The organism is Pseudomonas sp. R62, from assembly GCF_000257605.1.
Lineage (GTDB): Bacteria > Pseudomonadota > Gammaproteobacteria > Pseudomonadales > Pseudomonadaceae > Aquipseudomonas > Aquipseudomonas atacamensis.
In genome coordinates this window covers 2,781,568-2,794,440 of sequence record NZ_JH635998.1, presented here as the reverse complement: position 1 = coordinate 2,794,440, position 12,873 = coordinate 2,781,568, and the positions used below count along the sequence as shown (strand labels likewise).

The 12,873-nt window shown below is 60.3% G+C and carries 8 protein-coding genes, 1 tRNA gene and 1 pseudogene; all 10 read left to right on the top strand.

Going from position 1 to position 12,873, the window contains the following annotated elements; all coding sequences use genetic code 11:
* Window positions 1-1,491, top strand: a 1,491-nt coding sequence (gene rpoD, locus OQK_RS13545) for an RNA polymerase sigma factor RpoD (RefSeq protein ID WP_016772881.1), incomplete at its 5' end; no start/stop codon positions are given.
* A gap of 126 nt (window positions 1,492-1,617) precedes the next feature.
* A complete protein-coding gene (locus OQK_RS13540) occupies window positions 1,618-5,364 on the top strand; it encodes a bifunctional diguanylate cyclase/phosphodiesterase (RefSeq protein ID WP_016772880.1) in 3,747 nt (1,248 codons plus the stop codon).
* A 15-nt stretch (window positions 5,365-5,379) separates the two neighbouring features.
* Window positions 5,380-5,456 (top strand) — tRNA-Ile (locus tag OQK_RS13535).
* Between the two features lie 179 nt (window positions 5,457-5,635).
* Complete coding sequence (locus OQK_RS13530) at window positions 5,636-6,097, top strand: Lrp/AsnC family transcriptional regulator (RefSeq protein ID WP_016772879.1); 462 nt, start codon at window positions 5,636-5,638, stop codon at window positions 6,095-6,097.
* 213 nt (window positions 6,098-6,310) lie between these two features.
* Window positions 6,311-7,993 carry a flavin monoamine oxidase family protein gene (locus OQK_RS13525; protein WP_016772878.1) on the top strand — a complete coding sequence of 561 codons (1,683 nt, stop codon included), beginning with the start codon at window positions 6,311-6,313 and terminating at the stop codon, window positions 7,991-7,993.
* A 12-nt stretch (window positions 7,994-8,005) separates the two neighbouring features.
* Complete coding sequence (locus OQK_RS13520; protein WP_016772877.1) at window positions 8,006-8,800, top strand: carbon-nitrogen hydrolase family protein; 795 nt, start codon at window positions 8,006-8,008, stop codon at window positions 8,798-8,800.
* A 38-nt stretch (window positions 8,801-8,838) separates the two neighbouring features.
* Entirely contained in the window at window positions 8,839-11,250 is a 2,412-nt protein-coding gene (gene pqqF / locus OQK_RS13515; RefSeq protein WP_016772876.1) for a pyrroloquinoline quinone biosynthesis protein PqqF, read from the top strand.
* Between the two features lie 156 nt (window positions 11,251-11,406).
* Window positions 11,407-11,481, top strand: coding sequence for a pyrroloquinoline quinone precursor peptide PqqA (pqqA, locus tag OQK_RS29295; protein WP_003444522.1), 75 nt, complete (start codon window positions 11,407-11,409; stop codon window positions 11,479-11,481).
* Between the two features lie 81 nt (window positions 11,482-11,562).
* Entirely contained in the window at window positions 11,563-12,474 is a 912-nt protein-coding gene (gene pqqB, locus OQK_RS13510; protein ID WP_016772875.1) for a pyrroloquinoline quinone biosynthesis protein PqqB, read from the top strand.
* Window positions 12,475-12,623: 149 nt separating this feature from the next.
* Window positions 12,624-12,873, top strand: a pseudogene (locus OQK_RS13505) (pyrroloquinoline-quinone synthase PqqC); the annotation flags it as partial.

Here is a 12,873-nt window from a genome sequence, read left to right as displayed (position 1 = left end):
GAAATCGCCAAGCGGATCGAAGAAGGCATTCGTGAAGTGATGAGCGCAATTGCGCACTTCCCTGGCACGGTTGACCACATTCTCTCCGAGTACACCCGCGTCACCACCGAAGGTGGTCGCCTGTCCGATGTCCTGAGCGGTTATATCGACCCGGACGACGGCATCGCGCCACCTGCGGCAGAAGTGCCGCCGCCGGTTGACCCGAAAGCCGTCAAGGCCGACGACGACACCGACGACGATGATGCCGAATCTTCCGACGACGAAGAAGAAGCCGAAAGCGGTCCGGATCCGGTCATCGCTGCGCAGCGCTTCGGCGCCGTGGCAGACCAGATGGAAATCACCCGCAAGGCCCTGAAAAAGCACGGTCGTCACAACAAGGCAGCGGTTGCCGAGTTGCTGGCCCTGGCCGAGCTGTTCATGCCGATCAAACTGGTGCCGAAGCAATTCGAAGCCCTGGTCGAGCGTGTGCGCAGTGCCCTGGATCGTCTGCGTCAGCAAGAGCGCGCGATCATGCAGCTGTGCGTACGTGATGCACGTATGCCACGCGCCGATTTCCTGCGTCAGTTCCCGGGCAACGAAGTCGACGAAAGCTGGTCCGACGCCCTGGCCAAAGGCAAGAGCAAGTACGCCGAAGCCATCGGTCGCGTGCAGCCGGACATCATCCGTTGCCAGCAGAAGCTGATTGCGCTGGAAACCGAGACCGGTCTGACCATCGCAGAAATCAAGGACATCAACCGTCGCATGTCGATCGGTGAGGCCAAGGCCCGCCGCGCGAAGAAAGAGATGGTTGAAGCCAACCTGCGTCTGGTGATCTCGATCGCCAAGAAGTACACCAACCGCGGCCTGCAATTCCTCGATCTGATCCAGGAAGGCAACATCGGTCTGATGAAGGCGGTGGACAAGTTCGAATACCGTCGTGGTTACAAGTTCTCGACTTATGCCACCTGGTGGATCCGTCAGGCGATCACTCGCTCGATCGCCGACCAGGCGCGCACCATCCGTATTCCGGTGCACATGATCGAGACGATCAACAAGCTCAACCGTATTTCCCGGCAGATGTTGCAGGAAATGGGTCGCGAACCGACTCCGGAAGAGCTGGGCGAACGCATGGAAATGCCTGAGGACAAGATCCGCAAGGTACTGAAGATCGCTAAAGAGCCGATCTCCATGGAAACCCCGATCGGTGATGACGAAGACTCCCATCTGGGCGACTTCATCGAAGACTCGACCATGCAGTCGCCAATCGATGTCGCCACGGTGGAAAGTCTGAAGGAAGCGACGCGCGAAGTGCTGTCCGGCCTCACTGCCCGTGAAGCCAAGGTACTGCGCATGCGTTTCGGTATCGACATGAACACCGACCATACGCTCGAAGAAGTTGGCAAACAGTTTGACGTAACGCGTGAGCGGATCCGTCAGATCGAAGCCAAGGCGCTGCGCAAGCTGCGCCACCCGACGCGAAGCGAGCATCTGCGCTCCTTCCTCGACGAGTGATACCAGAACCCCCGGCCCAGGCCGGGGGTTTTGTTTTATGGCAGATTAAATTCCCCGCTCCGCCCTCCCCGCCGCGTACCCCGTCTACACTCGAAACAATCATCCCCAAGCCGTGACGAGAGCGTTATGCCCAGACTGGCGCCCGTGCTTTTTCTGCTGTCATTGATGATCTGCACCGCCACGGCTGACGCGCTGACTCTCACCGATGAAGAACGCAGCTGGCTGGCGGCTCACCCTGACTTGCGCCTGGGTGTCGACGCGTCGTGGCCGCCTTTCGAATTTCGTGACGATCAGAACCGCTATCAGGGTCTGGCCGCTGACTATATCGACGTGATTCGACAACGCCTGGCGATCAAGCTGACGCCGATCGAACCGGCAAGCTGGACGGTGGTGCTGGAGCAGGTGAAAAAAGGCAAAATCGATTTGCTGCCGGGAATCATGTCCACGCCGGAGCGCCAGAATTACCTGTCATTTACCCGGCCGTACCTCGACTTCCCGATCGTCATCCTTGCTCATGTCGGCGGCGCCCAGCCGCGCAAACTCGACGACCTGTACGGTCTGAAAATCGCCGTGGTGGAAAACTACGCCCCCCACGAACTGCTGCGCACTCACCACCCCGATCTGAATCTGGTCGCCATGCCCAATGTCAGCTCGGCGCTGCAAGCTTTGGCGACCGATGAAGTGGACGCAGTGGTCGGCGATCTCGCTTCCAGCGTGTGGAGCCTGCGCCAGCTCAAGCTCGACGGCCTCTACGTCAGCGGCGAAACCCCATATCGCTATCAATTGGCGATGGCCGTGCCCCGCGACAACAAGGTGCTGGTCGGGATACTTGATAAAGTCCTCGCCGACATGACCCCGGCGGAAATCAGTAGCATCCAGGAACATTGGGTCGGCAATGTGCTCGACCACCGCACGTTCTGGTCGGACCTGCTGATGTACGGTCTGCCCGGTCTGTTGCTGCTGATGACGATCCTCGCTGTGGTGATTCGCATCAACCGCCGCCTGAGCTCGGAAATCAGCCGGCGCATCGACCTCGAACAAGAGCTGCGCAGCAGCGAATATCACTACCGCGGCCTGGTGGAGAGCTTGTCAGCCATCGCCTGGGAAGCGCGGATGAGCGACTTCACCTACAGCTATGTTTCGCCCCATGCTGAAGACTTGCTCGGGTATCCACAGTCTCACTGGCTGATTCCGGGTTTCTGGCACAACATCATTCACCCGGCCGACCTGACCCGCACGCAGAACTATTGCAGGGAAGCGCTGCGCCAGGGCCGTGATCACATCGTCGACTATCGCGTGATCACCGCCGACGGCCGCTGCCTGTGGGTGCGCGACATTGTCAGCCTGATCGAGCATGGCCACGAACCGGTGATGCGCGGGTTGATGATCGATATCAGCGAAATCAAACGCACCGAAGAAGCGCTGCGGCTGTCCGAGCAGAAGTTCGCTTCGGTGTTTGAGCAATGCCCGGACATTCTGGTGATTGCGCGCCTGTCCGACGGCTGCCTGCTGGAGGTCAACGAGGCCTTCGAAGAGCAGATCGGCCTCAGGGCCGAGGAGGTGATCGGCCAGACCGCCACCAACCTCAATATCTGGGGCATTCCCGGGGTCGGGCCGGGCCTCTTGCAGCGTTTGCAGGCCGGCAGCATCCGTAATCTGGAAATGCCCTTTCGCCGCAACAACGGCCAATTGTTCACCGGGCTGATTTCCGCCGAACCCTTCGACCTCGATACCACGCCGGCGCTGGTAGTCGTGGTGCGCGACATCAGCCAGCTCAAGGAAACCCAACAGCAACTGCAAACCTCTGAAGAGAAGTTCGCCAAGGCTTTCCATGCGTCGCCCGACGGCCTGTTGCTGTCGCGCCAGAGCGACGGCCTGCTGCTGGAGGTCAACGAAGGTTTCAGCCGCATCACCGGTTTCAACAGCGCCATGTCAGTGGATCGTTCGACGCTGGATCTGGGTATATGGGTCAACCTCAACGAACGCAAACAGATGCTCGACCTGCTGCAACGCGACGGTTTCGTCCGCGACTTCACATGCCACATCCGTCGCAGCGACGGGCAGATTCGCCTGTGCGAAGTGTCCAGTCGACCGCTGCCGATTGGCGACGAGGATTGCATGCTGACCATCGCCCGCGACATCACCGAACGCCATCTCATGCAGGAAAAATTGCAGCAGGCCGCGACCGTTTTCGAGAGCACCGCCGAAGGCGTGTTGATCACCGATACCCAACAACATATCAGCGCCGTCAACCGTGCCTTCACCGAAATTACCGGCTATAGCGAAAGTGAAGCACTGGGCCACACGCCACGCTTGCTGGCGTCAGGGCTGCATGACAGCGCTTTCTACGCTGCGATGTGGCATCAATTGACCGACGAGGGACACTGGCAAGGCGAGATTTCCAACCGGCGCAAGAACGGCGAGCTGTACCCGAGCTGGCTGACCATCAGCGCGGTGCGCAATCGCGACAAGTTCATCACTCACTTCGTCGCGGTGTTCGCCGACATCTCCAGCCTCAAGCATGCCCAGGCCAAACTCGATTATCAGGCCCACCACGACCCGCTCACCGGTTTGCCCAACCGCACCTTGTTCGAGAGTCGCCTGCAAATGGCCCTGACCAGCCAGCAGGAAAATGGCGGCCAGGGCGCGGTGCTGTTTCTCGATCTCGACCGCTTCAAACACATCAACGACAGCCTCGGTCACCCGGTCGGCGACCTGTTGCTCAAGGGCATCGCCGTGCGTTTGAAAGAACAATTGCGCGATATCGACACGGTCGCGCGATTGGGCGGTGACGAATTCATCATCCTGTTGCCAGGCTTGCAGCAAGCCAGCGACGCCGACAACATCGCGACGAAACTGCTCAACTGCTTCGGTGCGCCGTTCCAGGCCGGCGAACACGAGTTCTTTATCAGCGCCAGCATCGGCACCAGCCTCTATCCCCGCGACGGTTGCGATGTGGCCACGCTGGTGAAAAACGCCGACGCGGCGATGTACCGCTCCAAAGCCAAAGGACGCAACCGCGTTGAAAGCTACACCCGCGACCTCACTGCCCAAGCCAGCGAGCGCATAGCGCTGGAACACGAACTGCGCCGCGCCATCGAGCGCGATGAGCTGTTTCTCTATTACCAACCGAAAATCAGCCTGGTCGATCACAGTCTGGTCGGCGCAGAGGCGCTGATTCGCTGGCGCCACCCAACCTTCGGCGACGTGCCGCCCGAGCATTTCATTCCGCTCGCGGAAGAAAACGGCATGATCCTGCAGATCGGTGACTGGGTGCTGGAGACCGCTTGCCGGCAGATGTTCGAGTGGAACGAGATCTACCAACCGCTCGGTCCGCTTTCGGTCAACCTCGCCGGTGCGCAATTGCGTCAGCCCAACCTCTTGGTGCGCATCGAACAACTGCTCAAGGACAACCGCCTCAGGCCAGATTTACTGCAACTGGAAATTACCGAGAATTTCATCATGAGTCAGGCCGAAGAGGCGCTGGCGGTGCTGCACCAACTCAAACACCTCGGTGTGCAACTGGCGATCGACGACTTCGGCACCGGCTACTCCTCGCTCAGCTACCTCAAACGCCTGCCGCTGGACATCCTCAAGATTGATCAATCCTTCGTCCGCGGACTTCCTGACGACCCCCACGACGCAGCCATTGTGCGCGCCATCATCGCTCTGGGGCGCAGCATGCAATTCACCGTGATTGCCGAAGGCGTGGAAACCCAGGCGCAACAACAATTCCTCGCCGCAGAAGGTTGTGAACAGATCCAGGGCTACATCGTCAGCCTGCCGCTGCCCCCGGAGGAATTCGCCGCGACGTTTCTGCATGTAACCGTATCGGATTTTTCGGATAGCACAGCCGCGAAACCGTCGCTATAATCCGCGGCCTACTGAGGGCCTATAGCTCAGTTGGTTAGAGCAGAGGACTCATAATCCTTTGGTCCACGGTTCGAGTCCGTGTGGGCCCACCAAATTGAAAAGCCGCGCTTGATGCGCGGCTTTTTTGTGGGCGAGTGGTTGGGTTTCGTCTCGGCGGGCGCAACGTTCTGGAACTGCGCAAGAAAATCCGTTTGAGAGAACGCTGAAAGCCCCAACGCGATTGTCCCTGTAACATCCTTAACCTGATTGTCCCATGCCACCGGAGCCCACCTTGCCAGACACCCGCCAACCCATCCTCGACGAAATCGACCGCCAGCTGATCGCCGCGCTGCAGATCAACGCCCGTGAAAGCGTGGCCATGCTCGCCCGTCAGCTAGGCATTGCTCGCACGACGGTGACGTCGCGTCTGGCCCGGCTGGAAAAGGCCAAGGTAATCACCGGTTATGGCGTGCGCTTGGGTCAGCGTGTGGTCGATGGTGGCTTGCAAGCCTACGTCGGGATCAAGGTGCAGCCGCGTTCCGGCAAGGACGTGCTGCGACGTTTGAGTGCGATGGCGCAGGTGCAGCAGCTGTGTGCGGTGAGTGGCGAGTTTGATTATGTGGCGTGGTTGCGCACCGATTCGCCGGAGCAGCTGGATCAATTGCTGGATCAGATTGGCAGCGTCGATGGGGTGGAGAAAACCACGACTTCGATCATTCTGAGCAGCAAGATTGATCGCGGGCAGCCGGTCTGAGCATTGGCCGGGCATTCTGGCTGAGCCGCTTCGCGAGCGGGCTCGCTCCCATTTTTTGGTCGGTATGCAGCCCACAATCGTCAGTCTGCACAACAATCAGGCAAAACGACGACACATTGCGTCTTATTAACGCGCTCCACGCTCCCTAGAATGGCTGGCATCTTTTCCTATACTCAGACGCGAACCTGCGTCGGGTCGCCAATAAGGTCAGCCATGAACAAGAACAATCGCCATCCTGCAGACGGAAAAAAACCAGTCACCATTTTCGGTCCGGACTTTCCGTTCGCGTTTGACGACTGGATCGAGCATCCCGCCGGGCTGGGGAGCATTCCCGAGCAGCACCATGGCGCTGAGGTGGCGATTGTCGGCGCGGGTATTGCCGGTCTGGTGGCTGCGTATGAACTGATGAAACTCGGTTTGAAGCCGGTGGTGTACGAGGCGTCGAAACTCGGCGGTCGTCTGCGCTCGCAAGCCTTCAACGGCACCGACGCCATCGTCGCCGAGCTTGGCGGCATGCGCTTTCCAGTGTCCTCCACCGCGTTCTATCACTACGTCGACAAGCTCGGCCTGGAAACCAAGCCCTTCCCCAACCCGCTGACCGGCGCCTCTGGTAGCACCGTGATCGATCTGGAAGGCGAAACCTATTACGCCGAAAGCCTGAAGGATCTTCCTGCATTGTTTCAGGAAGTGGCTGACGCCTGGGCGGATGCGCTGGAAGCCGGTTCGCAGTTCTCCGACATCCAGCAAGCCATCCGTGATCGCGATGTGCCGCGCCTGAAAGAGCTGTGGAACAAGCTGGTGCCGCTGTGGGACGACCGGACCTTTTACGACTTCGTCGCCACCTCGAAAGCCTTCGCCAAATTGTCGTTCCAGCACCGTGAAGTATTCGGCCAGGTCGGTTTCGGCACCGGCGGCTGGGATTCAGACTTTCCCAATTCGATGCTGGAAATCTTCCGCGTGGTGATGACCAATTGCGACGATCACCAGCACCTGGTGGTCGGTGGCGTCGAGCAGGTGCCGCAGGGCATCTGGCGCCATGTGCCGGAGCGCTGCGTGCACTGGCCGGCGGGCACCAGCCTGAAATCACTGCACCGTGGCGCACCGCGTTCCGGTGTGAAGAAAATCGCTCACGCACCGCAAGGCCGTTTCGCCGTAACCGACAACAACGGTGACACCCGCGAATACGCCGCCGTCCTGACAACCTGCCAGAGCTGGCTGCTGACCACTCAGATCGAATGCGACGAAACCCTGTTCTCGCAGAAGATGTGGATGGCCCTCGACCGCACGCGCTACATGCAGTCGTCGAAAACCTTCGTGATGGTCGACCGGCCGTTCTGGAAGGACAAGGATCCGGAAACCGGCCGCGATGTGATGAGCATGACCCTCACCGATCGCCTGACCCGTGGCACCTATCTGTTCGACAACGGCGACGACAAGCCGGGGGTGATCTGCTTGTCGTATTCGTGGATGAGCGACGCGTTGAAAATGCTCCCGCATCCGGTGGAAAAACGCGTTGAGCTGGCCTTGAACGCGCTGAAAAAGATCTACCCGAAAGTCGACATCGCCGCGCGGATCATCGGCGATCCGATCACCGTGTCGTGGGAAGCCGATCCGTACTTCCTCGGTGCCTTCAAGGGCGCCCTGCCCGGCCATTACCGCTACAACCAGCGCATGTATGCGCACTTCATGCAGGACGACATGCCGGCCGAGCAACGCGGGATCTTCATCGCTGGCGACGATGTGTCATGGACGCCCGCGTGGGTTGAAGGCGCGGTGCAGACCTCGCTCAACGCGGTGTGGGGCATCATGAAACATTTCGGCGGCTCGACACATAAAGAGAACCCGGGCCCGGGTGATGTGTTCAAAGACATCGGCCCTATCGCCCTGCCCGAGTAAGAGGATTCCCCGATGCGCGTAGCCGTTTACCAATGTCCACCGCTGCCACTGGACCCCGCCGCCAACCTGCAGCGCCTGCATCAGGTAGCGATGGAGGCCAAGGGCGCCGACCTGCTGGTGCTGCCGGAGATGTTCATGACCGGCTACAACATCGGCGCCGAAGCGGTGAGCACGCTGGCCGAGGTCTACAACGGTGAATGGGCGCAGCAGATCGGCCGGATTGCCAAGGCTGCGGGTCTGGCGATCGTTTACGGTTATCCGGAGCGCACCGCCGACGGGCAGATCTACAACGCCGTGCAACTGATCGACGCCCACGGCGAGCGCCTGTGCAACTATCGAAAGTCGCATCTGTTTGGCGATCTCGACCGGTCGATGTTCAGCCCCGGTGACTCCGACTTGCCGGTGGTTGAATTGAACGGCTGGAAGCTCGGCTTCCTGATCTGCTACGACCTGGAGTTTCCGGAAAACGCGCGGCGCCTGGCCTTGGCCGGCGCCGAGCTGATCGTGGTGCCGACGGCGAACATGATTCCGTTCGACTTCGTCGCCGATGTCACCGTGCGTGCCCGCGCCTTCGAAAACCAGTGCTACGTGGCTTATGCCAATTACTGCGGACATGAAGGCGATATCCAGTATTGCGGGCAAAGCAGCATTGCCGCACCGGACGGCAGCCGTATCGCTCTGGCAGGCCTGGACGAAGCGTTGATCGTCGGTGAACTGGACCGCCAATTGATGAACGACTCACGTCAGGCCAATCGCTATCTCAGCGATCGCCGCCCAGAGCTTTACGGCGCGCTCAACCGCCGCTAATCCGCTAGCATGGGCACTTCACTGTTCTGGAAGTGCCCATGCCTGCGCCGACTCATCCCCGCCCCCACTCTGAAACCCTGGCCAACGGCCTGCGCGTGACCCTGCGCCACGTGCCCGGTCTCAAGCGCAGCGCTGCGGCGTTGCGCGTGGCGGCCGGCAGTCATGACGTGCCGCTGGCATGGCCGGGGCTGGCGCATTTTCTCGAGCATTTGCTGTTTCTCGGCACCGAGCGTTTTCCCACAGACGAAGGGCTGATGGCCTACGTGCAACGTCACGGCGGGCAGGTGAATGCCAGCACCCGCGAGCGCACCACGGACTTTTTCTTCGAGTTGCCTGTGTCGTCCTTCAGCGCGGGGCTCGAGCGTCTGTCAGACATGCTCGCCCGGCCACGTATGAATCTGGACGATCAACTGCGTGAACGAGAAGTGCTGCAGGCGGAGTTTGTCGCCTGGTCGCAGGATCCGACAGCACAGCAGCAGTTTGCCCTGTATGAAGGTTTACCCACGCAGCACCCGTTGCGTGGGTTTCATGCGGGCAATCGGGACAGCTTGCAGGTCGAATCGCCAGGGTTTCAGTCGGCGCTGCAAGACTTCCATCAGCGGTTTTATCGAACCGGGCAAATGACCCTCAGTCTGGTCGGGCCGCAAAGTATCGATGAGCTTCGGGAGCTGGCGCAGCAATTCGCAGCGGTGTTGCCGGTTGGGGATAAAGTTGCCCAGGCCGCACCGCCACCGTTGGCAGTGAAAAGTTATCAACAGGTCGGCGCTCACACGAACCTGTTATTTGCTTTCGACGCGTTGCCCGAGTCATCCGCCGAGGCGATGGCTTTTCTCTGTCATTGGTTGAATAGCGCAAAACCTGGTGGATTGCTCGCCTACCTGCATCAACAGAATCTGGCTGACAGCCTGAAAGCCACGCCGCTTTACCAGTTCGCCGGCCAAGCGCTGCTGCATCTTCAATTCCATGCCGACGGCGACCGCCTGGATACCATTCGCGAACGCCTGCTGGATTGGCTGAGCTTCTTCGCCCGTCAGGACTGGAAGCCGTTGCGCGAGGAATACGCCGCCCTGCTTCAGCGCCAGCAGCAAGTCAGCGGCGCGTTGCAACTGGCGCGAACCGACATCGAGCAGCAAGCATTCGGCCTGTCCGAATCCGGCGCTGCCGCACTTGAGCACGTCCTTCGCGAAATCGGCGTTGTGGATAACTTCAGCGATCATTGGCATCTGCCCGCCGCCAATCCTTTCTTGCGCGCCAGTGAACCGCTGGCCAACGCCGGGCTGATTCGCGGCCAGACCAGCGCCCACCGTGGCCTGCGCACGTTCGCCCAGGATCGCTCGCGCAGCCGTCGCGAACGATCGCCGATGCATTTCAGTCAGGCGCTGCCGGACAACAGCGATGAAGGCGCGATCTATCTGCGCTGGCAGGTCGAGGCGGCGGCCAGCGCAGATCTGCGCGCAAGATTGCAGCGCAGTCTGCGCCAGACCCGACAGGATGCGTCCGAAGCCGGAGTGGACTTGTCTTTCAGCGCCGCAGGTAACCAATGCCTGCTGAAAATGAGCGGATTACAGGAACCGATGCCCAGCATCCTCGAGCATGCGCTGAAATGTCTGACGATGATCGACGCCGATTCGCCGCGCGACGCGGTGCAGATACCGTCGATGCCGATCCGCCAACTACTCGAAGCGTTGCCAGAGAAATCCCTGCCCACGATTGAAACCAGCGATGACGCCAATCAGCTGTGGACAACTTCGCGCTGGGACGGCCTCGCTCTAGGCCTTAACCAACAAACCCAATCAGCCTCGGGCCTGGCGCTGAGCCGCATTCCCGGCACACCGGACACTCAGCTACCGGTCATGCCAACCACACAAGGCCAGTATCAATGGAGCCAGATCAACACGGCCTCCAGCGAACACGCCTTGCTGCTGGTCTGCCCGACTGCCAGCCGCGACATCGCTGATGAAGCTGCATGGCGCCTTCTGGCTCAGCTGTGCCAGACGCCTTTTTACCAGCGCCTGCGTGTCGAATTGCAATTGGGGTACGCCGTGTTCAGCGCGCTGCGTCAATTGCACGGCAGGACCGCGATTGTCTTTGGCGTGCAATCGCCGACGACTTCGGCCGCCGAGTTGCTCGAACACATTCAAGAGTTCCTGAAAAACATCCCCGCGTTGATCGAAACGCTCGATGACGCAAGCCTCAAGCAACAGCGCCAAGGTCTTGCCGATCAGTTCGACGACGCCACGCTGTCCACCAAGGATGCTGCCGAGCTGCTGTGGCAGGGCAAACTCGCTGGCCATTCGTCGGATTACCGTGAGCAGTTGGTCGCGGCGATCCAGCAGCTGAATCGTCAGGCTTTGCTCGATGCTGCGCAGCGTCTGATCAATGCCGAGGGCGGCTGGCATTGCCTGGCCAATGAATCGATGCCGGACGCGCCGTGGCCAGCGACAAACTGATCATTACCGAGGCTGCAAGGAGCTTTCTCAAAGATTCACGGGTCACGGCGTTGAAATTTTGAGTAACATAGCCGCCTAACTAATTGGAACATCACCGCGCTGCCGTGGACTATACCTATGGATAGCGCTATCCCAACCCTCAGAAGGAGACATCTCATGGCCTGGACCAAACCTGCTTACACCGACCTGCGTATCGGCTTCGAAGTCACCATGTACTTCGCCAGCCGCTGAGTTCTGCTTACGCAGAATCGCAGTGCAACGCCTCGGCTCGCCGAGGCGTTTTATTTTCCGCGTTGAAATGATGGAGCGTTCATGTTCGTCCAGATTCTGGGTTCGGCCGCCGGTGGCGGTTTTCCGCAGTGGAACTGCAACTGCGTCAACTGCGCAGGCTTTCGCGACGGCAGCCTGAACGCCAAGGCCCGCACCCAATCGTCCATCGCCATTTCCGATGACGGCGTGAACTGGGTGCTGTGCAATGCCTCGCCGGACATCCGCGCGCAACTGCAAAGCTTCGCCCCGATGCAACCAGGCCGCGCCCTGCGCGACACCGGCATCAGCGCGATCATCCTGATGGACAGCCAGATCGACCACACCACCGGCCTGCTCAGCCTGCGCGAAGGCTGCCCGCATCAGGTCTGGTGCACGGACATGGTTCACGAAGACCTGAGCACCGGTTTTCCCCTGTTCAAGATGCTCACTCACTGGAACGGCGGGCTGGACTGGAACCGTATCGAGCTCGACCAGAGCTTCACCGTAGCGGCCTGCCCGAACCTGCGTTTCACACCGTTACCGTTGCGCAGCGCCGCGCCGCCGTATTCGCCGCACCGTTTCGATCCGCATCCGGGCGACAACATCGGTTTGATCGTTGAAGACCTCAGCACCGGCGGCAAGCTGTTCTACGCGCCGGGACTGGGCAAGGTCGATGCGCCGTTGCTGGAAATCATGGCGGACAGCGATTGCCTGCTGGTCGACGGCACGCTGTGGGATGACGATGAAATGCAGCGCCGTGGCGTCGGCACCCGCACCGGTCGCGAGATGGGCCACCTGGCACAGAACGGCCCCGGCGGCATGCTCGAAGTGCTGGAGCAGTTGCCCGAGCAGCGCAAGGTACTTATTCACATCAACAACACCAACCCGATCCTCGACGAGGATTCCCCGGAGCGTGCGGAGCTGGTGCGGCGTAATGTTGAAGTGGCGTTTGATGGCATGAGTATCGTGCTTTAAGCAATCGAGACCGCTGCGCGGTCTATCGCGAGCAGGCTCGCTCCCACATTGGATCTGTGGCGTACACAAAACCTGTGGGAGCTGGCTTGCCAGCGATGACGTCCTGACAGACACCACAGAATCCAACGGTTGTTCCCCGGAGAACCGCAATGACCGACACCCCGCTGTCCCCCACCGAATTTGAAGCGGCCCTGCGCGCCAAGGGCGCCTACTACCACATCTACCACCCGTACCACGTGGCGATGTACGAAGGCCGCGCGACCCGCGAGCAGATTCAGGGCTGGGTCGCCAACCGCTTCTACTATCAGGTGAACATTCCCCTGAAAGACGCAGCGATCCTTGCCAATTGCCCGGATCGGGAAATCCGCCGCGAGTGGATTCAGCGCCTGCTCGACCACG